We start from the raw sequence: 25,237 nt of genomic DNA, 5'->3' as shown, positions 1-25,237 counted from the left end.
CGGCCTGGGGTTCGGCTGGCGGGGGCAGCATTGGCACCGCCCGCCGGGCCCATCACTTCAGCATCAGCTCCTGGAGCTCCATGCTGCCCGCCAGCTTGCGCATCACCTTGCGCTCGCCGGAGGCGGCATCCATCTTGTGCGCGTCCTGGGCCATGAAAGCCTCGTACTTCTTCTGCACCTCCAGCTGCTGCGCCGTCGTCAGATAGTCCTTGGACTCGATGGCCAGGATCAGATCGGGCTCGCCCTCGCGGGGGTTGTTCACCGCGAACACGTGGTAGGACACGATGTAGCCCTCCTTCTTGCCGAACTCGTTGGACTTCTTCCAGGTCTTGGCCAGGAAGTCCAGGTAGTTCTCGAACTGGCCGGGCTCGACCTTGATGCGCGAGAAATTCCACACCGTGCCCGGCTTGTAGCTGGAGTCCTGGGCGAATGCCGCAGCGCCAACCATCATCAAACCCGCCGTGAGCAGCCCCATCCTGATGTGCTTTGCGAAGTTCATTTTGAAGATCTCCTCACCTGTCGACGCCGGTGAATGCGTTCGCGCGGTGGTGCGCCGGGGCACTGTGCGCCTGTTGCCCCTGTAGCGGTGAGGCGGGCGGCGCGGGACGGCGCGAAGCGTCATTCATCTTCAGGATGCCAGGCCGCCGCAGCAGGGGGCCGGACGTCCACCGGCCTCAAGCGCTGATGACGTAGGTGCCGAGGGCCAAGAACCACGCCAGAGCCAGCGCAGCCCACACGCAGAACAGCGCATGCGTGGCGGCGGCCGGCCACAGGCCTGCCACGCCCAGCCGCCTGCCCAGCACGGCCAGCGCGGCGCCACCGTTGAGCAGCTGCAGCGGCAACAGGTTCAGGGCCGCCACCTTCGCCGCCACCACACCCAGCACCGCCGAGAACGGCGCCGCCTGCACCCCAACCGCTGCCTGATGCAGCAGCGCCTGCGCGTCACCGAAAGGCGAGATGGCGCCACCGAACAACTGGGCGGGCAACGCAAGAAAGGCAGCGATGCCTCCCGCGCCCAACAGCCCGACGGCCAGGGCCAGCAACACGGCGCAGCCGGACAGCAAGGTTGCCAGCTGCGCCAGCAGCGGGCGGCGGTCCAGCGCCCGGTGCTCTGCGCCTTCAGGCACCGGGTCGTCCACCGAGTGAAGGAAACGAACCGCGCCGCCGATCGGCAAGGCCCGCAGGTGAAAGCGCGGCGTGCGCCACAGCGTGGGGCCGGCGCCGAACGCCACCGACAGCAGCTGCGCCCCGAGCGCGCTGCCGACGACGGCCATCGTGCCGAGATGGATGAAGGCCACCAGCGCGCCGGCAAGCAGGAGGTTGAGCACGGGGAAGAGGGAGGTTGGCCAGCCACCCATTCTGCGCGAGCGGATGACGAGCGCTGTGAGCCCCGGCCTCTCACCTGCCGCCTGCGCAACGGGTCGTCCTCTAACTATGGGAAGAGATCCGTGACTGCGTGGCGGATGAAGGCATTTGACCCGTTAGCTTTTCGCAGAATGGAAACCTGCCAAAGGAGCCACGGGAGGGCATCGAAATGAAGTGAACGAACAGGACCCTTGCCGTCGAAATCAACTCGAAAAATCTTCAGAGAGGAAGCACAGTGAAATCCATCATCCAGAAGCTGCTTGCAATTGCAGCAGTCACATTTGCATCGGTTTGCTCAGCACAGATCACGTCGACCCAGGTATGGGCGAATCAGGTGGCCTATACCACCGGAGTCTCACCGGTGGCGCTGATTTCGTCAGCCGACAAGACCTACACGATCTACGTGAAGACCGGTGGCTCCGTGCCGCAGGAGGCATACAACGTGAGCCTGCAAACCTCGCCGGACAACGGGGTGAGTTGGTCACTCGTAATGGCAAAACAGATCTACATCCCAAAGACCGACCCCATCGGCACGACCTACCAGATGACAGTCGATGTGAAAGCCACCAAGCTTAGGCTCCAGCTCTGGAGTGCCCAGTCCAATGCTGTTTTCCCAGTGACGCTGTCAGCCTGGATCGTCAACTGAGAAAGACGCGAGCACGGCTTGCCGCCAGCGTGCGGGATCAGTGCTCGAACTCTCGATGCAAGGGCATCCGGTTCGCACTGATCGCTGCTTGCTGCGGTCGTGTTGTCAGGCGCCAGGCCGTTGGCGTGCTGGCGATGAAGCAGTCGCAATGGGGTGTTGCAAGAGTCCTGGCTGAAGTCGGTCGGCACGCGCAGCTGTTGCCGCTCGGGTGGGATCAGCTGCACCCACCAGGCCGCCTGCCACCTCGTGGTCGTGTCATCGGCGTGATGCGCCAGCCGTGGAAGAGGTGTGGACATGGGGGCAGGCCGCGGCCCTTATGCTCCGCCGCGCCGTAGCGCACCCGACCGCGCTGACGGCAAGGGAGCCATGAATATCAAAGACCTCGCGATGGGCGCTGCGGCCGGGGCCGCCGTGGCCGTCGTCACCACCCACTACTTCAGCGACGTTGTCGCGCCGGCGCCCGTGCTGGGCGTGTACGTGGCGGCCCCGGCGGCGTCTGCAGCCGCCCCATCTCCCGCTGCGGCGGCCAGCAGCGCGGCATCGGCCAGTCCGGGCAGCGCTTCAGCAGCGGCACCAGCCGCGACTGCCGCCGTACCGGCCGTGGCTTGCACGCCCGCGCTGGCGGCAGCCGAGCCGCGCAAGGCCGCCTCGGCTGCTGCGCCCGCGGCTCTCGCCACCGTGCGCGTGGACGTGCCCGCCGTCGCGCTGTCGGAGGAGCACGCCAAGATGCTGCTCGACCTGAACGAGCGCCCTCCCTCGCTGCCCGAGCTGCATGCCCGCTTTGCCGGGGAGCCGCTGGACGCGGCCTGGTCCCAGCAGATGGAGGCCCAGTTGCGCCAGGCGCTGCAGGACGCCGGCGTGCAGAAGGGCTTCGAGCTGCTCGCCGTGGAATGCCGCCGGACCTTGTGCGAGCTGCGGCTGTTCGGCACCGGGTCGGATGCCGGCCAGCGCTGGGGCGGCACGATGGGCAAGCTCGCCCAGCAGCCCTGGTGGGGCCCGAACTTCTCGGGCGTCAGTTCGTCGACGACCGGGCCGGATGACCGGTCGGTGATTGCGACCATCCTGCATCGGGCCAAGCGCTGAGCTTCAGCCGCGCTCCACGCGGCACTGGAAGCAGTTGAACTTCGAACGGATGTGCACATAGGCCACGTCCTCGCGGGCGAGGATGGCGCGGCAGGCGTCGGCCAACTCGTGGCCTGGCAGGACGCGGCCCGTCTCGTAGACGATCCAGTCCTTGGCGTCGTAGCCGCGCACCAGGGCCGGCGCGAGATGGGCGAACCAGGCCGGCAGCGCGTCGGCCTCGTAGCGCTCGCAGCCGGCCACGTGCAGAAAGATCGGGCCGGTCTCGGCATAAGGTTGGGCGTGGGCGAAGGGGCGGTAGGCCAGGATGAGCTTGGTGTCACCCTCCGCGATCAGGTTCAGGCAATGCCGGCAGGGGTTGCCCAGGCCATGGGCGGCCGCGCGCAGCGGCGCCTGGCCGTGGGCGTCGGGGCCGCCGGAGCGCAGTGCTTCGGCGTGAGCGGTGGGGATGCCGCGGACGAGGAGGCGGATGTTCGGTGAGGTCTGCATGCGGCCCTTTCTCGGCGGCGTGGGCGCCGCGGTGGATGAGGCTCGCATTGCAGCGGCGTCCCGGCTGGCGTGCTCGCCGGGAGCGGACATCGAGTTCGGGCAGCAGCGCTGCGCCTAAGCCTCGGCCACCAGCACGAAGGCCGGGGCCCAGAAGTAGTCGCTGAGGTGGGCCAGGCGCGTCACGCGCCACCCCAGGGCTTCGAGCTTGTCGCGCCAGATCGGCATCGGGTGCTCCCAGTTCGTCGCGGCCGTCTGCGCATCGAGCTGGCCGAGGAACATCGGGATGAGAAAGCCTTGGGCCACCAGCTCGCGCGTGGCGCCCCCGTACTCGCCCAGGGCGCGCTCGTAGCGCTGCGCCAGCGAGGCCACGTAGGCGTCCGAGCCGCGCTGCAGGTCCGGAATGTCGAACTCCACGATCACCAGGCGCTTCACATGGGCGCGCAGCCGCGCGAGGCCGTCCCAGCGTTCGGGCTCGGGGATGGCCTGCAGCGCGAAGGTGGCCTGGGCGAGGTCCCAGCGGTCGTCGGGCTGGAGCTTGGCGGTGAAGGTGCCAAGGGTCTCGTTCAGCGCCTGTACAGGCAGCGTGGGCTGCTCGGCAGGGGCGCGCGTCAGGGCGCTGGCGAGCAGGGCGCTGGCGGGCTCCACCAGTGTGAGGCGCTCCAGCGCGTGCGGGTGAGCCGTTGCGGCCAGCGCAGGAAAGAGGGCATGGCCGTCGCCGCAGCCGATGTCGAGCAGGGAGTGGACGTCGGGCGTGTAGTGATTAGCCAGCTCCCCGCTGACGCGCTCATACAACGGCACATTGCCGCCGCCGCGGATGAAGGCTTCGAAGGCGGCGGGGGAGGTGTAGACCGAGGTGTCGCGGGCGTGGGCGGCGTGCTGGCGGACGGCTGCGGTCAGTAGCGGAAGGTCGACGGCTGCGCGTCGTAGCGTTCGGATTAGGGTCACCAGTAGCCGAAATGTTGCCTAAATCGGCTTTGATGGTTGGTTTACTCTTTACCCTGTTGTTTCAATCTTATGTGTGCGTTCACTACTTTGCGAACTTTTGCTTCAAGTTCATTTGCTCCCGACTTAGTTGAGACGTTGACGTCGTCAAAGAGCATGTTAAGCAAGTTGGCTAAGGGGCCGTTCGCGGAAACAAGCTCGTCTGGATGATCGTTAAGAATTAGCTTGAGTGCTGCCTGATAAACTAATTGATCATCGCTGGTTATGCCGAAGTTTTTAACTCCATCTATTGCTGCCATCATTATCGAAAGGCGATGACCAAGATTGGCATCAATCAGAAGTTGTTCAATTGCCGCTTTTTTATCCGTTTCTAAAATTGATTTGCTTTGAAGATTTTCTGTTAAATAGATTGATGCAGCTCCCAACTCGCCGCCTTTGATGGACTTGAGCAACAGCGCCGAACGCATTGACAATATTTCCTGGTCGATCGTCTGACATGCCCTTTGTTCCGCAAGATTTTCTTCAATCAATCGGGTTTGATTTTCACTTTGCCTACGGCTCAAATCGACGGATCTATTGCGTAGGAGTCTCTCCATGTCCTTTTGGACATCATTGCATTTGTTTAGAATAAAAAATGCGCGGAGGGCGTCCGAAGGGGTTCCGGACGCTAGGGCGGTGCGTACTATCGGGGCATATCCTTCTGAACCAATTCTCCCACTGCCTGAATACAAGCTTGTGCCTCGATAGCTACTGACTCTTGGCACAGGTGCGCTAGACGCCGGAGTTTCAATGACGCCCGACGATGGTGCAGGCGCTGGTAACTGCAGCGGTTCAACTTTGGGGGGGCGGTCCGCCGGCGTAGGTGATGAACCATCTTCATTCCACAGGCGATAAAGGATGTGGACCCCAATGATCGTCAATGCAGCGCATGCGAGAAAGGCCAGTCGCTTGAGAAATGGTCTTTTAGTCACAATGGTGCCTATAAGCGTCAATTGGAAAAGCCACCGGCTAGGGTGGCGTTGAAGTCTGACCTGTTTACGGCGTTGACCGGCAGACGAGCTCTTCGTCTTCACACTTCTTCTTGACTTTGTCAGTTATATAGTCGGCGGCGACTTGACATGCTCCCCCAGCGAGGATTGCAATTATTCCCCACTTTGGCTTCTTTGTTTTGATGTCGTCGGCAACTTTGATGCATAAGGTGGCGCCGGCGACCAGTCCGACCGATCCGACCTTGCTCATGCATGCATCCTTCTTGTCCTTGCAGCGCTTAAAGCGTTCCTCAAGGTCCGCACCGCCATTGCTTCCCGAAGTCAGTTCGGCATCACTTGGAAACACGGGTGTAAGCACAGGGACCCAAAATTCTGGTTGGGGTGCGGAAGTCCCAGTCACTTCCACAGGAGGGAGAGTGGCAACGTCTAAGGTAAAACTATCCCCTCCAATGCCGCAGGGGTCGAAGTCAACAGCGTTTTTGCCAGAGTTCTTATTTTCCGTTTGTGGAGCATCTGAGCCAAACGAGCCTAACGGATAGATTTGTCCATTAGGCGCGCGGAGTCCGATGATTGTCTTTGTCGCTGGATCTCGAACGAGTTGATATGAGGTATCGCCAACATTGAAGGACACGACCCTGCCCTCCACGGTCGTGGCAGTTATTGGGCCAGGGTCAATACTAGGCGCCACGCTTTCCAGTTCATTTGGAGCGCAGCCTGCCGAGGCATTCGATACGCCGAACGCGAAGATAGCGGCGGCAAATAGTCTTGCCAAGAAATTCGATGTCACTGACTGCTCCGTTGGTTGATGACGAGCAAAAGACTAACGTCATAACGCAGCGTCATGCTCAGGCAAACCCGGATTCGTGAATGTGCACTGATCCCTAACTTTGCTATTGCGCCGAAGGTCCTCTTGCTGCCGTTCGGCTAAGGAGTCCGAGAGTGACCTGCTCAGGTTCTTAGTCACCCCATTAGCCGCCCCCGTCAAATGGCAAACACGCGCCCCTGCACCGCAAGAGCGCACCCTTTCTCCTTCAAGACTGCAATCCCTGTGGTCGAACTCACCGCGCACTTGGTTCCCGAGGTATTGGTTGCGCCGCAGCGCACCAGTCAACCATCAGGATCAAGGCTTTGAGCTTGGCGGTTGCCCACCGCACTCGCCACCCCTGGCGGCCTACGCCGCCCCAGAAAACCGCCTGTTCCTCAGGCCGGGGCAACGATAGCCGAATCACGATCTTGGCCGTGGACTGCCAGGTGGCTTGCGGCAGCAGATTCGTCTGCATGCGGCTGCCGCAGTCACCATCGGTCAGCACCCTCGGAACCTTGTCGCTCGTCAACTCCCCATCGATCCGCCCCCGCCACAATCCCGGCAATCTGGCTCACGCGTCCACCCCATGCCCACCCCCCGCTACGACCCCCTCAGCCGCGCCCTGCACTGGCTGACGGCCATCGCCGTGACCGTGGCCTTCATCCTGGGGCCGGGCGGCTTCGGGCGGATGATGCGCAAGGGCATCGACCCGGCCACGCGGCTGGACATCGTCTGGCATGAGTCCCTGGGCTTGCTGGTGCTGGCGCTGACGCTGCTGCGCCTGCTATGGCTGGCATTGCGGCCCGACAAGCCGCGCTTCGAGATGGCGGCGTGGATGCAGGGGCTCTCCAAGCTGACGCACATCACGCTGTGGGCCTTGATGCTGGCCCTGCCGGTCACAGCCCTGCTGGCCCTGGGCAGCGAGCACCATCCGCTGACGCTGTTGGGCGGCGTGCGGGTGGACGAGTTCCCGTGGATCGCCGGCTCGCGACTGGGCGAGGCGGCCGACTGGGGCGATGTGCATGAGGTGCTGGGCGACGCCTTGATGTGGCTGGCCGGCCTGCATGTCCTGGCAGCGCTGTACCACCACGTCGTGCGCCGCGACGGCGTGCTGGCGGCCATGCTGCCCTGGCAGACCCGGCGCTGAGGCGCGGAGGCCCTCAGGGACGCGCGGGTCAGCGCTGCGACAGCGTCGCGACGAGGGCCTTGGCCACGGCTTCGCTGGAGTTCGGGTTCTGGCCGGTGATCAGATTGCCGTCCTGCTCGACGTGGCTGAGCAGGGGCAGCAGCGCGGAATGGAAATCGGCGCCGCCGGCCTTCATCTCGTCTTCCAGCAGGAAGGGGACGACGTCCTTCAGCCGCGCCAGGAATTCCTCGGCATTGGTGAAGCCGGTGGCGCGCCGGCCCTGGAAAAAGGGCTGGCCGTCGGCACGCCGGGCGTGCACCAGTGCGGCCGGCCCGTGGCAGACGGCGGCGATGACCTTGCCGGCCGCGTCGTGCCGCGCCACCAGGGCGTGCAGGGTCGCGTCGTGGGCCAGGTCCACCATCGGGCCGTGGCCGCCGGGGATGAAGATGGCATCGAAGGTCTCGTCGCGCAGGGACGCCAGCGTGACGCTGTGGCGCAGCGCTTCCAGCGGCCGGGCCCAGGTGTCGCGCTGCTTGTCGTTCGGTTCTGTCTTGGGGTCCAGCGGCACGGGGCCGCCCTGGGGCGATGCGACCGTGACGGTGATGCCGGCCTCGGTGGCCGCCAGATAGGGCAGGGCGAATTCCTCCAGCCACAGGCCGGTGGGATGGTCGGGCGCCAGCTGGGTGGCGCTGGTGGTGACGAAGAGGGCGCGCATGGTGGGCTTTCAAGTGGGCAACGCCCCAATCTAGGCGGCTGCCCGCCGGGCCCGTGTAGGCGGCAATGCCGCCCGCAAGAACGCGCCGGCCTGAAAACACCGCTTCAGAGCTGGGTGTGCAGCGTCTTGGCCACGCGCTCCAGCAGCTTCTCGGTCCAGGGGCGGTGGCGCCAGTCGTCCAGCGTGATGCGGCGCGCCTTGGCCCAGTCGGCTTCGAACACCTGCTGCTGGATGCGGCCGAAGTCGGGGCTCAGCACATTGAGGTTGGCCTCGTCATTGAGCCGGAAGGAGCGGTTGTCGAAGTTGGTCGAGCCCACCGACGAGAAGACGCCGTCGACGACGATGCCCTTCACATGGAACATGGTGGGCTGGTACTCGGCGAACTCGATGCCGGCCTCCAGCATGGGCCCCCAGTCGCTGCGCGAGGCCAGGCGCACCACCTCCGAATCGATGCGTTCGCTGGGCGTCACCACGCGGATCTTGACGCCGCGCCGGGCGGCGTCGATGAGGGTGCGGATGGTCAGCCCGTCCGGCACGAAATAGGAGTTGGCCAGGTCGATGCTCCTGCGCGCGGCGGTGATGGCCAGCAGATACATCAGCTGCATGCTCTCGCTGCCGCCGCTGGGCGAGCTGCTGAACATCTGCGCGGCGTAGGGGCCGGCGGCCTTCAAGGCCGGGAAATAGTCTTCGCCGTGCAGCACCTTGCCGGTGGCGCGCATCCAGTTGTCCAGGAACACCGACTGCATCTGCGCCACCACCGGGCCCTGCACGCGGTAGTGCGTGTCGCGCCACTCGGTCTTGTCGCGCGCGCGGCCGCGCCACTGGTCGGCGATGCCCACGCCGCCGGTGAAGCCCAGGCGCCCGTCGACCACCAGCAGCTTGCGGTGGGTGCGGTTGTTCAGCTGGCCCCAGTTGGCGAAGCGCGGCTCGTGGAAGCGCTGGCAATCCACGCCGCCGGCCTTCATGGCCTCCACCAGCGCCGCGTCCATCTTCATGCTGCCCACCCAGTCCAGCAGCACATGCACCTTGACGCCGGCACGGGCGCGCTCGGTCAGCACCTCGACAAACTCACGGCCGATGCTGCCCGACCAGTAGATATAGGTCTCGAAGGTGATGGTGGTGCGGGCCGAGCGGATGGCGGCCAGCATGGCGGGGAAGATCTCGTCGCCGTTGAGCAGGGTCTCGACCTGGTTGCCCTCGACGATCTGCGGGCCGAGCAGGGCGCCCAGCGCGCGGCGGAACTCAGCGTCATCGGTTTCGTACAGCTTGGGCAGCTGCTGCTCGATCTTCTTCTCGCGGCTCGCCAGGTTCTGGTAGACGAGCACGCCCAGCAGGGTCAGCACCGTCGTGGCCAGTGCGACCGCCAGATAGGAGGCCATGGTGCCCTTCAGCATCGCGTGTTCCGCCAGCGGCCCGCCTTGGCGGCAGCCGCACCGTCGGGCCGCGCGCGTGGCGTGCCGGCCCGTGTTGGCGAAGCCGGACCCCTGCCGGCTTCAGGACATCGATGGTAGGAAGGATCAGCGCCCGCCGTCGTAGGCCGAAGCGCCGCGATGAAGCCGGCTGTGCCGCGGCAGTCCTGCCATCGCAGCAGCTGCGATGGCAGCGCCGGGCGTCAGAAGAACACGATGCCGCCCAGGGCGAAGCCATTCATCCGGGCCTGCTCGCCCGTCACCGGCTTGGAGGTGGTGCGGCTCAGCTCCGCCACCAGCGTCACGCTCCTGGTCAGCCCGTAGTACAGGCCGGCTGTCACATTGGTGTTGCTGCGCAGGTCGGTCGCGGCGCCGTCCTTCAGCCTGCTCTCACCCCAGTTGAGGCCGAACTTGGTCTTGGCCGTGGCCTGCCAGGTGGCTTGCAGCAGCACATTGGTCTGCTTGCGGTTGCCGCTGTCGCCGTCGGTCAGCACGCCCAGGCCCTTGCCGGACTGGACGTTGGCCGCGAAGCCCAGCGCGCCGGCGCTGAAGCTGGCGCCGACCTCGGCCGCGTTCATCGTGAAGCTGGCCGCGCCGCCCGTGCCTTCGAACTTCTGGCGCTTGACGCCCAGCCAGGCCTTGCCGCCGCCGAACCTGGCCGTGGCCAGCGCCTGGAGCTGAGGCTCGTTGCGGCCGATGGCGGTGCCGGCATCGACGGGGCTCATCAGCGCCACCGTGGCCGAGAAGCCGCCGCTGGTGGGCAGGCTGTAGGCGATCTGGCCGTAGGTGCCGAGGTAGGTGTAGCCGGAGCCGATATGGCCCAGGGTGACGCGGTTGCGCTGGGTGGCGGCAACGGGCGCGCCGGCGCCGAGCAGCGTCATGTCGCCCAGGATGGCCGAGGAGCCGAACAGGCCGTAGTCGCGGCCGAGCTTGACCGTGCCCATGTCGGCATTGCCGAAGGTGACAAAGCCCTGGCGCACGTCGACGTTGTTGTTGTTGTTGGAGATGGCGTCGCCCGAGGCCACGGCCGCGCCGATCATCAGCGTGGCGCTGATGTCCAGGCCTTCCTGGCGCGTCTTGGCCGTCGTCGTGAGGGCGTTGGGCAGCAGGCCGTTGCCGATGACGGTGCGGCCATCGGTGCCGCCGCAGCCCAGGCCCTTGGTGGCGAGCGCCGCGCCGCCCACGGCCTGCGAGCCTGAGCAGCTGGTGTGGGTGTAGTAGGCGTTGACGATGCCGCCGATGGCGATGTCCCATTCACCGGCTTTCAGGTCGACGGCGTGGGCGGCCGTGCCGACCGTGGCGATGGCTGCGGCGATAAGGGTGCGGGTCGTGTTCATGTTGTCTCCAGTTGTGGTGATGGACCGCAGCGCTTTGCGCAAGCGCTGTGCCAGTACCGGGCTGGAGCGAAGGACACACGCGGGCGTTGCCGCGCGGCGCAACGGGAGCAGTCGGGCGTGCCAAGGGGGCACGTTGTTGCGGGTGTGTACGCAGGCTCGCTGTTGCGCGAGGTGCGGGCGCGCTGTGCCGCCGCGCAGCAGTGCCCAAGGGCTAGTACTCGTACTTCAAACCCAATGACACGGCCCGTGGCGCACCCGGCGCGAAGAAGGTCGCGTGCCGCAGCGGCCGGTCGCCGTTGGCATTGGCCGCAAAGGGCCGGCTCTGGAAATTGCCCGCATCGTTGAAGCCGGTTGGGCCGAGCTGGGCGGCGGTGGCGTAGGCGCGGTCGAAGAGGTTGCTGACCTGGGCGAAGAGCTTGAAGCCTTTCATCCAGTTCGCCGGCTTCCAGGCCGCGTTGACGTTGACGACGGCATAGCCCGCACTGCGGCCTGGGCCGAGGTAGTAGACGCCATCGGCCTGGTGCTGGCCGTTCTCGTTGCCACGCGCGAGGGCGCCGCCCAGCCCGATGGCATCGGCGCCGAGGGACCACGCGTCGCCAAGGTCGAGGTCGGCATACAGCTTGAGCATGCGGCGCGGCAGCAGCGGGATGCGGTCGCCGGGCTGGATCTGGATGTTGCCGTCCACGCCGCGCAGGCCCGCTTGCGCGGCGTCATTGCTGCTGTTGGACGCGCCGTTGACGACCTCGGCCGTGCGGTAAGTGGCGTCCAGCAGCGTGAAGTTCATGCCCGCCGTGAAGCCCTTGGCCGGCTGGCCGCTCAGGCCCAGCTCCACACCCTGGCGGCGGGTCTTGCCGAAGTTCTTGAAGTAGCCAAAGCCGGCTGCGTCGTCGGCGACGAAGAGCAGGTCGTCGCGGTTGTCGGAGCGGAACAGGCCCAGGCTCCAGGCTAGCGGCGCGCCGGCGGCGCCGCGCACACCCGCCTCGACCGTCGTCGTGACGACCTGCCTGAGCGGCGGGTCGCCGGCAAAGGCATTGGGCAGCTTGCAGGGGTTGGCAGGGTCGGCGCAGCCCAGCTCGATGGACGACGGGTCGCGGCTGCCCTGGCTGATGCCCACCCAGGCGTTGACGCCGGCCACCGGCGTGAAGGTCAGGCCCAGGGCGGGGTTCAAGCGGCTGAAGCGGTGGTCGCCGTCCAGCGAACCCGCGCCCCCTCCGGGCGTGATGGCGTCGCGGTTGCTCACCTTGCTGTGGTTGTAGCGGCCGGACAGGGTCAGGTGGGCGCCGGGGCTGAACGCGAGCACGCTGCTGGCGAAGACGCTCAAGGTGCGCGTGCGGCCCGAGAGGTCGACGCGGGTGTCGTAGGGCGCGCCATCCACATCACCGCCGCTGACGCCGTCGCCGAAAGCGCCGACGCCAGTGATGCTGCGGTCGGCATTCAGAGTGCCCAGCTCCGAGCCCTGGGTGAAACGGCTGCGGCTGAAGTCGGCCGCGGCGCCGACCAGGGACTGGCTCTTCAGGCCGAACAGCCGGCCGTCGTGGCCGAGCTGCACGCTGAAGCCCTGGTTGCTCTGGGTCGTGGCGGTCTGGTGGATGACGCCATTGCATTTCTCGGCCGGCTCGTCGCGCAACAGGGCCTGGGCGATGCAGCGCCATTTCGGGAAGGGCGTGTTGGCGGCGCTTTCGCCGGCGGTGGGAAAGCCGCTGTAGCCTGCCGCCGCCAGCGCGGCGCGTTCGGCGGCGCTGGGCTGGTAGAGGGACTGATCCAGCGCGTCGTCGTTGAGGTCGCCGTTGGTGGTGAGGGTGCGGATGTGGCGGGCGTAGGCGTTGCCGCTCAGCGTCCACTGCGCGCTCAGCGACTGCGACAGCGCCAGGGTGAGCAGGGCCGAGCGGTTGCCGGTGTTGTCGGGCTTGGTGTAGACGCTGGCGCGGTCGCCGTCCAGAAAGCGCTGCTCTTGCAGGCCATTGCCATTGAGGCTGGTGCGAGCCGCGGCTGCGGTGAGGCTCAAGTCGGTGTCGCCGCTGCGCTGGCCGAGCTTGGCGAAGAGCTGGCTGACGCGGGACGGCGAGTCGGCCCGCCAGCCGCGCTCGTGGAACTGCTGGCCGGTGACGAACCAATGCGTGCCGTCGGCCGCGCGGCTGCCGCCGTGCTCGAACTCGACGGCCGCGCGGCGGTGCGAGCCGGCCAGAACCTGCAGCGAGCTGCCGGGGTGGCTCAGCCCGTCCTTGGTCTGCACGGCCAGGGCGCCGCCCAGGGTGTTGAGGCCGAACAGCGGGTTGGAGCCGGGGTTCAATGAGACGGAAGCGATAGCGGCCTTGGGGATGAGATCCCAGCTGACGACGTCGCCAAAGGGCTGGTTCAGGCGCACGCCGTCGAGGTAGAGCGACAGGCCCTGCTGCGTGCCCAGCAGCGGCGAGGCCGTGTAGCCGCGGAAGTTCACATCGGGCTGCAGCGGGTTGCCCTGCACCTCGTTGAGATGGACGCTGCCCAGGCGCCGGTTCATGAAGCTGCTCAGGTCCAGGGCCTGGCTGCGTTCGATCTCGGCGGCGCGGGCGGTCTGCACGGCGGCGGGAATCCAGTCGCGCGGCACGTCGACGCCCGCGACCGGCGAGAGGCCGACGACCTCGACGCGCTCCAGCTGGACCTGGGCGTGAGCAGCGGCGGACGCATAGGCGAGTGCCAGCGCCGCCCAGCATCTGCTGTGGCGGTGGTTCATGGTTGGGCTGAGGTTTGGGGCTAGCGGATCACCACGCCCCAGGGCAGCTTGCCCACGGCCACGTCGGCCACGCGCTGCTGGGTCTCGGTGTCGATGACGGAGACGGCGCCGGAGCGGCCGCAGGCCACGTAGAGCTTGCGGCCATCGGGCGTCAGGGCCATGTTCCAGGGGCGCTGGCCGACGGCGATGGTGGCGACCAGCGCCATGCGGTCCACGTCCAGCACCGAGACGGTGGCGTCGCCGCCGTTGGAGATGAAGACGCGCCGGCCGTCGGGGTGGACGCTGATGCCGTTGCTCTTGGGGCCGGCCATCAGCTTGTCCTGCACCGTGAAGGTCTGGGTGTTGATGACGTAGATCTCGCTGGACATCTCGGCCGCGACAAAGGCCTTGCGCCCATCGGGCGAGAAGCCGATGCCGCGCGGCCGCGTGCCGACCGGGATCTGCGCGATCTGGGCGCGCTTGGCCACGTCGATGACGTCGACGGCCCCGCCCTCCTCGGCGCTGACCAGCACCCAGCGCCCATCGGGGCTGAAGACGGTGTGCTCGGGGTTCTTGCCCTTCACCTTGACGGCGAAGCTCTTGGTCATCGTGCGGGTATCGACGAAGACGATCTCGTTGGCCTCCTCGACGGCGGCCGTGACCCAGCGGCCGTCGGGCGACTGCCCCAGGCCTTCGGGCGACTCGCCGAGCGGGATCTCGCCGGCCTGGCGGCGCGCGGCCAGGTCGATGACGACGAGGCGGTTGCCGGGCTGGTCGCTGACGTAGGCGCGGCGGCCGTCGGGACTGATGACGGCGCCGCGCGGCTTGGCGCCGGCGGGCAGCTCATAGAGCACGGCGTCGGTGGCGGTGTCGATGACGCTGAGCGTGCCCGAGCCCTCGTTGGACACATAGGCCAGCGGGCCTGCATGGGCCGACGCGACGGCCGTGACCAGCAGGGTCAGGGCGGGCAGGAGTCTTTGCATGGCATGCCCCTTCTAGAAGCGATAACTTGCGTTGGCGCTGGCCAGCCAGGTGCGGCCCGGCGCGGGCTCGAAGAAGCGGCCGTTACCGTCGTTGACGATGACCGAGCCGGCGTAGCGGCGGTCGGCCAGGTTGTCCACGCGCAGCAGGGCGCCCAGCTCCCAGGGGCCGAGGCTGAGCTGGTAGCCGGCATGGGCGGCCAGCGTCGCGTAGCCGGGGGCGGCGTCGTTGTTGAGGTCGTTGACGTAGACCTTGCTCAGCGACCGTCCTTCGACACCGAAGCGCCAGCCGCCGGCCGGCTGCCAGGTCAGCGCGCCATAGACGGCGGTGCGGGCAATGCCGGGAATGCGGTTGTCGGCGGCGACTTGCGTGTTGGCCGCGGCACAGGGCGTGGCGGTGCAGGTCAGGAAGCCGTCGCGGTAGCGGGCGTCCAGCCAGGTCGCGGCGACTTGCGCCTGCAGCGAGGTGCTGAGCTGGAAGGCGCCTGCCGCCTCCAGTCCGCGGCGGCGCGTGGCGCCGGCGTTCTGGTAGGTGGCGCGGCCGCCGACGTTGGTCTGCGTGACGATCTCGTGCTCGGTGCGCGTCTCGAACAGGGCCAGCGTCAGCTCGGCGCCGCTCCAGGGGCGGGCCTTGAGGCCGGTCTCGATGCTGCGGCTCACCGAGGCCTGCAGGCCGAAGTTCAGCCCTGTGGCGCCACTGGCGCGGTAGGCCAGTTCGTTGAGCGTTGGCGTCTCGAAGCCCTTGCCGGCGGTGGCGTAGACGTGCAGGCCCTCGCTGACGGCATAGCTCGCGCCCAGCACCGGCAGCGTGGCCGAGTAGCTCGCCGCGCCGCTGTCGTCGGGGTTGGTCTTGGTGATGTAGGCGTCGGTCGAGCGGAAGTCGACCTTGGCGCGGCGCACGCCGGCGTTCAGCAGCCAGGCCGGCGTGGGCCGCCATTCGGCCTGAAGGTAGAGGTCGGCATTGGCGACGTGGTTGGTCTCGTCGCGGCGCAATGCACCCTGAACGCCCAGCGTCGTGCCGATGAAGTTCTGGTAGCCCAGGCGGTGCTCGCTGAGCTCGTCGGCCGCGATGCCGGCGATGACGCTCGCCGTGGCCCCCTTCCAGCGCCAGCGCAGGTCGACGCCCTGGTAGTCGCGCGCCAGGTCGATGACGCCGCCGGGGTGCAGGGCATTGGCCTGCGTGGCCACCGGGATGGACTGGAACTGCGTCGTCGTGCGGTGGCCCTGGTAGACCATCACGCGCAGGGTGTTGGCCGCGTCGATGCCGTGCTCCAGCACCAGGCCGCCCTGGGTCTGCTGCATGGTCTTGCGGGTGTTGAAGCTCAGCGCCGAGGGGTCGACACCGCGCGGGTCGGCCTGCGGTCCCGTCAACCACTGGGCGCGCGTGAGGCCCAGCGGGTCCTGGGCTTCGGGCAGCTCGACGCTGTTGGCGATGACGGTGAGCTGGGTGTCGCTGCCGAGCTTGAAGTTCAGCCGCGCATTGCCCAGGCGTCGTTCGGTGGCGCTGTGCTGGCGGTAGCCGTCGGTCTCGAAGCGGCTGGCGCCCAGGGTGTAGCCAATGGCGCCGCTGCGCCCACTGGCTGCGGCCGCCACGCGCTTCAGGCCGTCGCTGCCAAAGCCCACGCTGGCGTCCAGACGCGGCGGGCCGACGGGGTTCTCGGAATAGATGCTGATGACGCCACCCGAGGAGTTGCCGTACAGGGCCGAGAAGGGGCCGCGCAGCACCTCGACGCGGCCGACGGTGCCGAGCTCGACATTGGTGATCTGGCCCTGGCCGTCGGGCAGCGTGGCGGGGATGTCGTCCACGTAGACGCGCACGCCGCGGATGCCGAAGCTGGCGCGGGCGCCGAAGCCGCGCACCGAGATCTGCACGTCCTGCGCGTAGTTCTGGCGGTCGCGGGCCAGCAGCCCCGGCACGCCGCCCAGGCCCTCGGAGATATTGACCTGGGCGCGGCCAGCGCGCAGGGCCTCGCCGTCGATGCGGTTGATGGAAGCCGGCACATCGAAAGGCGCGGCCTCGCTGCGCGTGGCGGTGACGACGACGGGCTCGAGAACGGTCGGCGCGGGCGCGGCCTGGGCCGTGGCGCTGGCGGCGACCAATGCGAGGGCGGTCCTTCGCGTCGTGTGCGCGAATCGTTGTGTTTTCATGTTTGTCTCCTGGGGCCGGCGTCGCTCAGGGCGAGCGCCAGGCCACCTTGTGTTGGGCAAAGATCTCGGCCACGCGGCCTTGGCTGGCCAGGCCGTTCAGCGCCTGCTGCAGGGCCTGGGCGAGATCGGTGGCGTCGCGCTTCACGGCCATGCCGGCCGCCCAGCCGTCGCGCGGCGCACGGGGCGAAGGCAGGGGCTCGATGCGGTAGGCAGTATCCCCGGCCAGCACCGCCTCCAGCTCCGAGGCCAGGCCGGCCGCCGCGGCCACCTCGCCGCGTTGCAGGGCCCGCGCCGCTTCGCAGCCGTCCTTCCACTGGGTGTTGAGCTGCTCGCGGTAGGCGCCGCCGTCCGCGCCGATCATCAGCCAGCCCGCCAGGGTCTGGCCGGCCACAGCGACGCGGCTGGTGCCGAGCTGGGACAGGGTCTCCAGCCGCGGCAGGTCGGCCACGCGCCGTGCCAGCATGACGCGCTCCCGGTAGTAGGGGCCGAAGATGGTGGCCTGGGGCGTGGCCTCGATCAGCGGGCGGTCCACCGGCACATGCAGCAGCACGTCGGCCGGGCCGTAGCCGAGGTAGTGGCCCTTCCAGACCATGTTGCGCAGGTCGTCGGCCATGTTCTCGTCGGCATTGAAGGGCAGGGGCGAGAACTTGACGCCCAGGGCCTCGGCCAGGGCCTGGCCCAGGGCCATGTCGATGCCCTTGCCCTTCACATGGAAGGGCGGCATGTCCTCGTACAGGCCCACGACGAGGCGGCCGCGCTCGCGCACCTGGGCCAGCGTGGTGGCGCCGGCCTGCGTGCCCGTGAGGGCGCCAGCGGCGGCCCAGGCCAGCAAGTGCCTACGGTTCACAGCGGCTTCTCCCGGCGGGTTTCCAGGTAGGACTTGATCGCCCACATGGCTTCCTGCGTGAACACGCCCTCGAAGGGCGGCATGTAGACCGCGCCGTTGCGGCTGCGGCCGTGCCGGATGGTGTTGAGGAAGTAGTCGTCGTTGTCTTTCACGCAGGCGGCCTTCTTGGCGTCGTCCTTCAGCGTGGAGCAGTCGTTGTCCAGGCGGCGCAGGTCGGGGGCGATGCCGCCGGAGATGGCTTCCAGGCCATGGCAGCGGGCGCAGTTCTGGTTGTAGGCCGAGGTGCCGATCTTGATGGCCGCCTCGTTGCCGCGGAAGGGGTTCTCGGGCCGCCAGGCTTCGCCGAGCTGGGGCAGGCTAGTGGTGTCCACGGCCTGCGGCGTGACGTCGCCGTGGGCCCAGGCCTGCATGGCGGCGGCGAGGGCGGCCAGGCACAGGATGCCGCCGATGACGAGGGGTTGAGGTTTCATGAGGCTGTCTCCGGTGTTGTCGAGGTCTGCAAGGCCCGTGTCGGGTTTGCAGCTCAAACTGCAATCCACATGCCAGCACCGGAGTGCTCCAACTTGACACAGTCACTTGCGCGCGGCTTGATCTCGCGCATGGACAGCCGGTGCGGTTTGGGACACGATGAATGCAGACGGGGCGGCAACGACCGCACCGCAACGGAGACAAGCCTGTAGCGAGGCAGGCCAAGGAAGCCTCTATGTCCATCGAAACCGAAGGGGCCGTGCCGCTGGCACCCCCGCGACAGGCCTTCATCGAGCGCAGCCACCAGCGCAGCGAAGCCCTGGGCCTGAAGCGCCACGAGAAAAGCGGTTTCGACCCGCTGATCCGCAGCGATCTCAACCTGGCCCGCGAGCGCAACCAGCGCCTGTACACCCATGCCGCTCCGGTGATGCAGCTGCTCTATGAGCAGATCGTCAACACCGAAAGCATGATCGTGCTGACCGACGCCCAGGGCACCATCCTGCACGCCGTCGGGGACGACAGCTTTCTGGCCCGCGCCCACCGCGTGGCGCTGGCGCCGGGCGAGAACTGGGCCGAGCATGCCAAGGGCACCAACGCCATCGGCACGGCCCTGTTCGAGGAGGCGCCGACGCTGGTGCATGGCGGCGAGCACTTCATGCACGCCAACAATTTCCTGACCTGCTCGGCCTCGCCCATCTTCGACCCGCGCGGCAACATGCTGGGCGTGCTGGACGTGACCGGCGACCACCGCGGCTACCACCAGCACACCATGGGCCTGGTGCGCATGTCGGCCCGCATGATCGAGAACCACTGGCTCTCGGACGACTACAACAACCGCCTGCGCCTGCACTTCCACAGCCGGCCCGAGTTCATCGGCACGCTGCTGGAGGGCATCCTGGTCGTGTCACCCGAGGGGCGGCTGCTGGGTGCCAACCGCGCGGCCCTGGACCAGCTCGGCATGAGCGGTGCCGAGCTGCGCGCGCGCAGCCTGAGCAGCCTGTTCGGCACCACGCCGGCAGCCATCTACGACCATTTCCGCATGCCACTGTCGCCGCCCATGCAGCTCTGCCTGCCGACGGGGCAGACGCTGTTCGTCAGCGCGCGCTTCGACTGGCCGTCGCGCCCGGTGGTGGCGGGTCTGCACCGGGCCGATGTCGAGCTGGCCGAGGTGCGCGAGGTGGCGACCACTGCCGTTGAAGCCGGGACACCGGCCGCGGCTTGCGCCGATGCCTCGCAGCGCTTCTCCGGCCTGCAATACCTGCCCACCGGCGACCCGCAGCTGGAGACCGTCATCCAGAAGGTCAAGCGCGTGCTGGACAAGGGCATCCCGCTGCTGGTGCTGGGCGAGACCGGCACCGGCAAGGAGCTGCTGGCCCGCGCCGTGCACCATGACTCGAATCGCTCGCGCCAGCCCTTCGTGGCGGTGAACTGCGCCTCCATTCCCGAGAGCCTCATCGAGGCCGAGCTGTTCGGCTACGAGGAAGGCGCCTTCACCGGCGCGCGGCGCAAGGGCGCGCCGGGGCGGCTGGTGCAGGCCAATGGCGGCACGCTGTTCCTGGACGAGATCGGCGACATGCCGCTGCCGCTGCAGGCGCGGCTGCTGCGCGCGCTGCAGGAGCGCAGCGTGACGCCGTTGGGCAGCACCAAGTCCATCGCGGTGGACATTGCCGTCATCGGCGCCACCCACCGCAATCTGCGCGAGATGATCGAGCAGCAGACTTTTCGCGAGGACCTCTACTACCGCCTCAACGGCCTGGCCCTGCGCCTGCCGGCCCTGCGCGAGCGCACCGACATCGAGGCCATCGTGCGCCGCATCCTGCAGGCCGAGAGGCCGCAGGACACGCCCGAGCTGAGCCCGCAGGTGCTGGCCATGTTCCGCCGCTACCAGTGGCCCGGCAATATCCGCCAGCTGGCCAATGTGCTGCGTACGGCGGCGGTCATGTCGGCCGGCGAGCGGCTGATCACGACCAACCACCTGTCCGACGATTTCCTCGAGGACATCCAGCGCGCGGTGGGCGGCAGCGTCATGCCGCCCATGCCGCCCGCACCCGCGCCGGTTTGGCAGGCCTACGAGGCCGCGCCCGTGCTGCCCGCGCCTCAGCCTGCCTTCGTGGCCGCCGAGCCCGCGAGCGCGCGCACGCTGGAGCAGGCCGAGATCGACATGATCCGCGCCACGCTGGACGCGGCGGGCGGCAATATCTCGCTGGCCTCCAAGCAGCTGGGCATCAGCCGCAACACCATCTATCGCAAGCTGCGCTGGAACACGCCGCAGGGCGAGTGAGCGTTGTTTCCGGGCCGAATCCGCGGCCCGGGACTTTCCCGAGGGGATGGGTGCTCCACCCTGTGTCGATCTGGAGCAAAACCCCCGATTGACGCAAGGCACGGGTTTTGCACCCGAGGGTGCATCGCTTGCTGATCCCTTGCATCCATGTCCCGTCTCTTGTTTTCGCGGAGCTTGCTGTCATGAAGCTCCTCGTGCTCGGCTCCGGCGCGGGCGGCGGCTTCCCGCTGTGGAACTGCCACTGCCGGCTGTGCAGCGCCTGGCGCCGCGGCGAACTCGACGCCAGCGCGCGCACCCAGTCCTCCATCGCCATCTCCCAGGACGGCCGGCCCGGCGAGGGCTGGCTGCTGATCAACGCCAGCCCCGACCTGCCGCAGCAGATCCGCACCACGCGCGCCCTGCAGCCCACGCAGGCCGACGACATGCCGATCCGCGCCGTCGTGCTGCTGGACTCGCGGCTGCATCACGTCGCCGGCCTGCTGTCGCTGCGCGAGAGCCGCGAGCTGGAGCTGTATGCAACGCCGCTGGTGTTCGAGGACCTGACGGCCGACCTGCCGCTGCTGCATGTGCTCGAGAGCTATTGCCAGGTGCGCTGGCGCATGCTGCCCATTGCCGGCGAGCGGCGCAGCGCCAGTTTCGAGATCCCGGGATTCCCGGCGCTGCGCTTTGCCGCCATGGCCGTGCCGGCGCGCACACCCCGCCATGCGCGGCTGCGCGGCGAAGAGGCCGGTGAATGCATCGCGCTGCAGGTGCAGGACCTGCGCAGCGGCCGCCGCCTCTTCCTGTCGCCGGCCCTGGCCGACGTGGGCGAGGCCGAGCTGGCCTGGATGCGCGAGGCCGACTGCGTCGTTGTCGACGGCAGCTTCTGGACCGAGCACGGCATGCAGGAGGCCGGCGTCGGCACGGTGAGTGCGACCGACAAGGGCCATCTGCCGCAGAGCCGCCACGGCGAGCGGCCCGGCATGATCGATGTGCTCAGGGCCAGCGGCGCGCCGCGCAAGGTGCTGACCCACATCCACCACAGCAACCCCATCCTCGACCGCGGCGGCGTACAACGCCGCGAGCTGGCCGAGCAGGGCATCGAGGTGGCGCATGACGGCATGGTGATCGAGCTATGAGGGCGATCGCCGCCTCGCGCCATTCGCAGCGCAACCCCGAGCCGCTGTGGCTGGAGTGGCTGACCCTGGTCGGCGGCCTGAGCTTCTGCGCCTGGCTGCTCGGCATGCGCGGCGTCTGGGCCCTGCTGCTGGGCGCCGACCCGACGGGGCTGACCCTGGTCATCACCGCCATCTTCCTGTGCTCCACGCTCTGGTGCGGCCAGCGCTCGCGCGAGCTGCAGCGCCAGCGCCGATTGCTGGTCGATCCGCGCAGCGATGAACCCGGCTGGGCGTCCGAATACCTGGCGGCGCCGGGCAGCGAAGCCGCCACCGATCTGCTGCTGGAACACAGCCACGGCCCGCATGGCACGGCCTGGTGGGTCAACGGCATCCAGCTCAAGCTGGGTCTGCTGGGCAAGGTCATCGGCTTCTCGATGCTGGCCCTGTCCATCGGCAAGCTGCACAGCTTCGACCCGGCGCAGTCGCAGGAGCTGCTGCGCAGCCTGACGGCTGGCCTCGGCGTGGCCCTGCTGACGACCATGGTGGGCCTGGTGGGCAACATCCTGCTGGGGCTGCAACTCACGAGGCTGGACCGCTTTGCCGATGCGCTGGTGGCCGACATCCAGAGAGCCGGCCTGAAGAAGGACGGTGCCTGATGCGCCGCTCACGCCGCGGCTCGCGTGAAGCCGAGGTCGACCCCTTCTACGACATGCTGTTCAACCTGCTGATCGGCTTTGTCTTCTGCTTCATCGTCGCGCTGCTGGCCATGAACCCGCGCGCCACCAAGGCCGGCGACGTGCCGTCCAAGGCCGAGTACCTCGTCAACGTGGCCTGGCCTGACAACAGCCCCGACGACATCGACACCTGGGTGCAGGACCCGGGCGGCAACCTGGTGTGGTTCCGCCAGCGCGAGGCCGGCCTGATGTACCTGGACCGCGACGACCGCGGCGAGGGCAATGCCTCCGCCATCATCAACGGCCAGCGCATCCAGAGCCCCTTCCGCCAGGAGGTGGTGAGCCTGCGCGGCATCGTGGCGGGCGAGCACGTCGTCAACGTGCAGTACTACCAGTCCCACGACGGCCAGCCGGTGCCGGTGACCGTGACGGTCATCAAGGTCAACCCGCGCGCCGACGTCGTCTTCTACGGCACCGTCCAGCTGGCCCGCCAGGGCGACGAGGCGACGGCCGTGCGCTTCACGCTGCTGCCCGACGGCAGCGTCGTCAACGTCAACACCCTCCCCAAGAGCCTGATGCAAAGACCATGACCCTGCCCATCATCCTCAGCTTTGCTGCATTGCTGCTGTTGTGCCTGCTTGCCCTGCTGCAGTCCCGCTGGCCCGCGTGGCTGCGCGGCCTGCTCGTGCTGGGCGTCAGCGCCTTCTACTTCTACGCCGACAGCGCCGTCCACACGCTGTGGGGCTGGCCCAGCGGCGATGCCCTGCCCGAGCGCTTCGTGCTGCTGGCGGCCGTCATCGAAGAGCCGACGGCCAGGCGGGATGGGGCGCTCTATGTCTGGGTCAACGCCGTGGAAGACGGCAAGCCCGCCGCCCAGCCGCGCGCCTACCAGCTGCCCTATGCCAAGGACCTGCACGCCCTGCTGAACGAAGGCATGAAGAAGGTGCGCAACGGCATCAGCCAGCTCGGCACCGCCGAGCCCAAGGTCGGCCGCAAGGGGCTGGCCTGGCTGAGGCCGGGCAGCGACGAGCAGCAGGTCAAGTTGCGCGACATGCCCTTGCCGCAATTGCCGGAGAAATGATGCCCCTCGTCCAGTCTCGCCCCGCTGAACGCGGGCGCCCCTGGCCGGTCCCCCGAGGGGACGGCGATGCTCGCGGCCTTGGGCCGCGAGCACATCGCCAACCGGGCCGGCTCGGGAGCGGCCCGTCGCTCGGCCCGAAATGCGTCCGCCGCGGTCTATTACTCGTGATGGCGCTGGCCGGTTGCAGCCGCGCGCCCGAAGGTGCCTCCTGGTTCCCTCTCGAAGCCGGTCACCGCTGGACTTATGCCGTCACGACCCGCAGCGGCGCCGAGGCGCCCGAGCGCGAGAGCCTGACGCTGCGCACCCTGGGTTCGGCGACGCTGGTGCTCGACGAGCAACCCGCCTGGCAGCGTCGCAGCGACAGCGGCGTCAACTACTGGCTGCGTGCCGATGCCGGCGGCATCCGCCGCGTGGCCAGCAAGAGCGACATGCAGGCCGATCCCGTGGCCGACCCGCGGGACCGCTATGTGCTGAAGGCGCCCTACGCCGTGGGCACGCAATGGCAGGCGACGACGACGGCCTATCTGCTGATGCGCATGGCCGAGTACCCGCGCGAGATCAAGCACAGCCATCCCGCCATTCCCATGACCTACGAGATCGAGGCCGTGGCCGATGCGGTGCAGGTGCCGGCGGGCCGTTTCTCGCCCTGCCTGCGCGTGCGCGGCAGCGCGACGGTGAGGATCTTTGTCGACGCCATCAGCGGCTATCGCGACCAGCCGCTGACGAGCGTCGAGTGGTATTGCCGCGGCGTGGGCCTCGTGAAACTGGAACGCAGCGAGCCGTCCACCTCGCCGATGCTGGTGGGCGGCTCGCGCGTGCTGGAGCTGGAGAGCTGGCAGTGATGCCGCGGCGGGCGGAGCGCTGGACCTGCCGAGGCGACACGTGAGCAAGTGGGTTGGCAGCGGCTTGCAGCCTGAAGGCGACTGCAGCTTTGCAGCGTGAGCGGACGAGTGGCTCCGCCCAGCTTCTCTACTTCACGCAGCCTTCACGCGCTCCATCCTGCCCTCACAAGTGACGTTGAAACTCGGAGCTTCGTTCTTCAATCAGTCGCGAGCGATCTGCCTTGCAACTGGATTTGCAAATGATCAAGCTCTTCGTGTTTGCAGCTGCCGTCGTCTTCATATGCCTTGCTGGTACGACCTATGAGTCCGCGCGGTGCCGGCACGCGGGCTACGAGAGATTCATCTGGTACGAGGGCGGCAAAGATTTGGGTAGAGGTGCGGGCGCTCACCTGCGTGCCGGCTACTTTCCCGAGGCGGACGATCCTCGCCGATTTGAGTCGGCCAGAGTCAGGTATGAGGACTACCACCGTTTCATCCAATGCGAAGGGCCTCTCAAGCACGCAGACGTTGTCAACGTTGTGCGCTTCGCCGTGGACCCGTCATTCAGCTTCGTGCCCTCGACCCGGTATTCAGACCCGGAGCCGTTGTGGGCGGATTGGTTCAGGCAGCCGGTGGGCGACTACATCCCGACCGACGTTTACACGGCTCAAAGGATGTGGAGCGATAACAGCTTCATGAAGCGTCCTGAGCTGGCGCATCTAGGCCTGAATCCAGACCGGTTCAAACAAGCCTGGTTGTCTAAAGTCGATGGCGTACCGGGCCGGAAGGATTTCGTCGACTCTCTTCACATCGATTGGCTCCGCGACGAGCCGCTCGACCAGGCGCATATCCTTGGCGTGTGGCAACGCGGGTGGCTGTTTCGCAGCGCCAAGCCGGGCTATTTTGTTTGGGTGGAAGGCGGGCAGTGAACCGTATCGCCCCAAGACCCGATGCCGATATAACCCTGGCCGATGAACTAGAGGGAAAACGGAAGAGGCAGAACGCATTTCCCGACCTCCAAAGCATAGAGCGCAGCCGTTGACCGCATTCAGCCAGAAGCTGCCGTCTGATGGGCCCAACCGGGTCTAGGTCGGCTTCGCAGCGGTTGCTGACCGTACCCGCCGGCGTCCGTACGGCAGCAATGTGCCCAAAGCGGAAGTTCGGCGTTCCTCTGCGACAGGCTACTAGTGGTCAGTCCAGAATGACTACTTCGTGGCCGTTCTTTTAGGCCTCAAGTGATACCCC

Annotated in this window: 24 protein-coding genes; 10 read left to right on the top strand and 14 right to left on the bottom strand. The window is 67.6% G+C overall.

The window, feature by feature from the left end; all coding sequences use genetic code 11:
• Nucleotides 1-52: 52 nt before the first annotated feature.
• Nucleotides 53-499: a hypothetical protein gene (locus tag J2X20_RS27535; RefSeq protein WP_310272613.1), complete on the bottom strand. Its 447-nt coding sequence runs from the start codon at nt 497-499 to the stop codon at nt 53-55.
• Nucleotides 500-674: 175 nt separating this feature from the next.
• Nucleotides 675-1,328: a site-2 protease family protein gene (locus tag J2X20_RS27530; RefSeq protein ID WP_310272611.1), complete on the bottom strand. Its 654-nt coding sequence runs from the start codon at nt 1,326-1,328 to the stop codon at nt 675-677.
• Between the two features lie 272 nt (nt 1,329-1,600).
• Between J2X20_RS27530 and J2X20_RS27525 the strand changes: the two genes are divergently transcribed.
• Together J2X20_RS27525 and J2X20_RS27520 are read left to right on the top strand one after the other, a co-directional pair.
• Nucleotides 1,601-2,011, top strand: a complete 411-nt coding sequence (locus J2X20_RS27525; protein ID WP_310272610.1) for a hypothetical protein — start codon at nt 1,601-1,603, stop codon at nt 2,009-2,011.
• A 366-nt stretch (nt 2,012-2,377) separates the two neighbouring features.
• Nucleotides 2,378-3,094 carry a hypothetical protein gene (locus tag J2X20_RS27520; RefSeq protein WP_310272608.1) on the top strand — a complete coding sequence of 239 codons (717 nt, stop codon included), beginning with the start codon at nt 2,378-2,380 and terminating at the stop codon, nt 3,092-3,094.
• 3 nt (nt 3,095-3,097) lie between these two features.
• On the opposite strand, the gene J2X20_RS27515 is transcribed toward J2X20_RS27520, so the two are convergent.
• From J2X20_RS27515 to J2X20_RS27500, 4 genes are all read right to left on the bottom strand, one after another.
• Complete coding sequence (locus J2X20_RS27515) at nt 3,098-3,580, bottom strand: DUF1203 domain-containing protein (protein WP_310272606.1); 483 nt, start codon at nt 3,578-3,580, stop codon at nt 3,098-3,100.
• A gap of 114 nt (nt 3,581-3,694) precedes the next feature.
• On the bottom strand, nt 3,695-4,525 hold the full coding sequence (locus J2X20_RS27510) for a class I SAM-dependent methyltransferase (protein ID WP_310272604.1): 831 nt from the start codon (nt 4,523-4,525) through the stop codon (nt 3,695-3,697).
• A gap of 41 nt (nt 4,526-4,566) precedes the next feature.
• Nucleotides 4,567-5,595, bottom strand: coding sequence for a hypothetical protein (locus J2X20_RS27505; protein WP_310272602.1), 1,029 nt, complete (start codon nt 5,593-5,595; stop codon nt 4,567-4,569).
• Nucleotides 5,558-6,298: a hypothetical protein gene (locus tag J2X20_RS27500; RefSeq protein ID WP_310272600.1), complete on the bottom strand. Its 741-nt coding sequence runs from the start codon at nt 6,296-6,298 to the stop codon at nt 5,558-5,560. The genes J2X20_RS27505 and J2X20_RS27500 overlap by 38 nt, the downstream gene beginning before the upstream one ends.
• Nucleotides 6,299-6,902: 604 nt before the next feature.
• Between J2X20_RS27500 and J2X20_RS27495 the strand changes: the two genes are divergently transcribed.
• A complete protein-coding gene (locus J2X20_RS27495; protein ID WP_310272598.1) occupies nt 6,903-7,463 on the top strand; it encodes a cytochrome b in 561 nt (186 codons plus the stop codon).
• 28 nt (nt 7,464-7,491) lie between these two features.
• On the opposite strand, the gene J2X20_RS27490 is transcribed toward J2X20_RS27495, so the two are convergent.
• From J2X20_RS27490 to pedF, 8 genes are all read right to left on the bottom strand, one after another.
• Nucleotides 7,492-8,157 carry a type 1 glutamine amidotransferase domain-containing protein gene (locus tag J2X20_RS27490; protein WP_310272596.1) on the bottom strand — a complete coding sequence of 222 codons (666 nt, stop codon included), beginning with the start codon at nt 8,155-8,157 and terminating at the stop codon, nt 7,492-7,494.
• Nucleotides 8,158-8,261: 104 nt separating this feature from the next.
• Nucleotides 8,262-9,551, bottom strand: a complete 1,290-nt coding sequence (locus tag J2X20_RS27485; RefSeq protein ID WP_310272594.1) for a phospholipase D-like domain-containing protein — start codon at nt 9,549-9,551, stop codon at nt 8,262-8,264.
• A 218-nt stretch (nt 9,552-9,769) separates the two neighbouring features.
• Nucleotides 9,770-10,903, bottom strand: a complete 1,134-nt coding sequence (locus tag J2X20_RS27480; RefSeq protein WP_310272592.1) for a porin — start codon at nt 10,901-10,903, stop codon at nt 9,770-9,772.
• A gap of 211 nt (nt 10,904-11,114) precedes the next feature.
• A complete protein-coding gene (locus tag J2X20_RS27475; protein WP_310272590.1) occupies nt 11,115-13,616 on the bottom strand; it encodes a TonB-dependent receptor in 2,502 nt (833 codons plus the stop codon).
• 20 nt (nt 13,617-13,636) lie between these two features.
• Nucleotides 13,637-14,578 carry a beta-propeller fold lactonase family protein gene (locus tag J2X20_RS27470; RefSeq protein WP_310272588.1) on the bottom strand — a complete coding sequence of 314 codons (942 nt, stop codon included), beginning with the start codon at nt 14,576-14,578 and terminating at the stop codon, nt 13,637-13,639.
• Between the two features lie 12 nt (nt 14,579-14,590).
• Nucleotides 14,591-16,723: a TonB-dependent receptor family protein gene (locus J2X20_RS27465; protein WP_310272586.1), complete on the bottom strand. Its 2,133-nt coding sequence runs from the start codon at nt 16,721-16,723 to the stop codon at nt 14,591-14,593.
• 25 nt (nt 16,724-16,748) lie between these two features.
• Entirely contained in the window at nt 16,749-17,570 is an 822-nt protein-coding gene (locus J2X20_RS27460) for a substrate-binding periplasmic protein (protein ID WP_310272584.1), read from the bottom strand.
• A complete protein-coding gene (pedF, locus tag J2X20_RS27455; protein ID WP_310272848.1) occupies nt 17,567-17,980 on the bottom strand; it encodes a cytochrome c-550 PedF in 414 nt (137 codons plus the stop codon). The genes J2X20_RS27460 and pedF overlap by 4 nt, the downstream gene beginning before the upstream one ends.
• Before the next feature lie 293 nt (nt 17,981-18,273).
• Here pedF and J2X20_RS27450 point away from each other — a divergent pair, with 293 nt between their 5' ends.
• From J2X20_RS27450 to J2X20_RS27420, 7 genes are all read left to right on the top strand, one after another.
• Nucleotides 18,274-20,319: a sigma-54-dependent Fis family transcriptional regulator gene (locus tag J2X20_RS27450; RefSeq protein ID WP_310272581.1), complete on the top strand. Its 2,046-nt coding sequence runs from the start codon at nt 18,274-18,276 to the stop codon at nt 20,317-20,319.
• A 182-nt stretch (nt 20,320-20,501) separates the two neighbouring features.
• Entirely contained in the window at nt 20,502-21,437 is a 936-nt protein-coding gene (pqqB, locus tag J2X20_RS27445; protein WP_310272580.1) for a pyrroloquinoline quinone biosynthesis protein PqqB, read from the top strand.
• Complete coding sequence (locus tag J2X20_RS27440; RefSeq protein WP_310272577.1) at nt 21,434-22,072, top strand: hypothetical protein; 639 nt, start codon at nt 21,434-21,436, stop codon at nt 22,070-22,072. Before pqqB ends, J2X20_RS27440 begins: the two co-directional genes overlap by 4 nt.
• Nucleotides 22,072-22,680 (top strand): hypothetical protein, encoded by a 609-nt coding sequence (locus J2X20_RS27435; RefSeq protein ID WP_310272575.1) that lies wholly within the window; start codon nt 22,072-22,074, stop codon nt 22,678-22,680. Before J2X20_RS27440 ends, J2X20_RS27435 begins: the two co-directional genes overlap by 1 nt.
• Nucleotides 22,677-23,171, top strand: coding sequence for a hypothetical protein (locus J2X20_RS27430; protein ID WP_310272574.1), 495 nt, complete (start codon nt 22,677-22,679; stop codon nt 23,169-23,171). Before J2X20_RS27435 ends, J2X20_RS27430 begins: the two co-directional genes overlap by 4 nt.
• Nucleotides 23,172-23,338: 167 nt before the next feature.
• Nucleotides 23,339-24,013 carry a hypothetical protein gene (locus tag J2X20_RS27425; protein WP_310272572.1) on the top strand — a complete coding sequence of 225 codons (675 nt, stop codon included), beginning with the start codon at nt 23,339-23,341 and terminating at the stop codon, nt 24,011-24,013.
• A 239-nt stretch (nt 24,014-24,252) separates the two neighbouring features.
• Nucleotides 24,253-24,921, top strand: coding sequence for a hypothetical protein (locus J2X20_RS27420; RefSeq protein ID WP_310272571.1), 669 nt, complete (start codon nt 24,253-24,255; stop codon nt 24,919-24,921).
• The last annotated feature ends 316 nt before the right edge of the window (nt 24,922-25,237 follow it).

The organism is Roseateles saccharophilus (assembly GCF_031458095.1).
GTDB classification, from domain to species: Bacteria; Pseudomonadota; Gammaproteobacteria; order Burkholderiales; family Burkholderiaceae_C; genus Pelomonas; species Pelomonas saccharophila_A.
Note: the sequence above shows the minus strand (reverse complement) of the source record. Positions and strands in the feature narration are given on the sequence as shown.

Coding starts and splice junctions, on each gene's coding strand:
- J2X20_RS27425 (WP_310272572.1), top strand. CDS start 23,339: ATGGCGCTGGCCGGTTGCAGCCGCGCGCCCGAAGGTGCCTCCTGGTTC.
- pedF (WP_310272848.1), bottom strand. CDS start 17,980: ATGCAGGCCTGGGCCCACGGCGACGTCACGCCGCAGGCCGTGGACACC.
- J2X20_RS27515 (WP_310272606.1), bottom strand. CDS start 3,580: ATGCAGACCTCACCGAACATCCGCCTCCTCGTCCGCGGCATCCCCACC.
- J2X20_RS27490 (WP_310272596.1), bottom strand. CDS start 8,157: ATGCGCGCCCTCTTCGTCACCACCAGCGCCACCCAGCTGGCGCCCGAC.
- J2X20_RS27520 (WP_310272608.1), top strand. CDS start 2,378: ATGAATATCAAAGACCTCGCGATGGGCGCTGCGGCCGGGGCCGCCGTG.
- J2X20_RS27470 (WP_310272588.1), bottom strand. CDS start 14,578: ATGCAAAGACTCCTGCCCGCCCTGACCCTGCTGGTCACGGCCGTCGCG.
- J2X20_RS27435 (WP_310272575.1), top strand. CDS start 22,072: ATGCGCCGCTCACGCCGCGGCTCGCGTGAAGCCGAGGTCGACCCCTTC.
- J2X20_RS27420 (WP_310272571.1), top strand. CDS start 24,253: ATGATCAAGCTCTTCGTGTTTGCAGCTGCCGTCGTCTTCATATGCCTT.
- J2X20_RS27430 (WP_310272574.1), top strand. CDS start 22,677: ATGACCCTGCCCATCATCCTCAGCTTTGCTGCATTGCTGCTGTTGTGC.
- J2X20_RS27535 (WP_310272613.1), bottom strand. CDS start 499: ATGAACTTCGCAAAGCACATCAGGATGGGGCTGCTCACGGCGGGTTTG.
- pqqB (WP_310272580.1), top strand. CDS start 20,502: ATGAAGCTCCTCGTGCTCGGCTCCGGCGCGGGCGGCGGCTTCCCGCTG.
- J2X20_RS27450 (WP_310272581.1), top strand. CDS start 18,274: ATGTCCATCGAAACCGAAGGGGCCGTGCCGCTGGCACCCCCGCGACAG.
- J2X20_RS27475 (WP_310272590.1), bottom strand. CDS start 13,616: ATGAACCACCGCCACAGCAGATGCTGGGCGGCGCTGGCACTCGCCTAT.
- J2X20_RS27485 (WP_310272594.1), bottom strand. CDS start 9,551: ATGCTGAAGGGCACCATGGCCTCCTATCTGGCGGTCGCACTGGCCACG.
- J2X20_RS27495 (WP_310272598.1), top strand. CDS start 6,903: ATGCCCACCCCCCGCTACGACCCCCTCAGCCGCGCCCTGCACTGGCTG.
- J2X20_RS27440 (WP_310272577.1), top strand. CDS start 21,434: ATGAGGGCGATCGCCGCCTCGCGCCATTCGCAGCGCAACCCCGAGCCG.
- J2X20_RS27465 (WP_310272586.1), bottom strand. CDS start 16,723: ATGAAAACACAACGATTCGCGCACACGACGCGAAGGACCGCCCTCGCA.
- J2X20_RS27480 (WP_310272592.1), bottom strand. CDS start 10,903: ATGAACACGACCCGCACCCTTATCGCCGCAGCCATCGCCACGGTCGGC.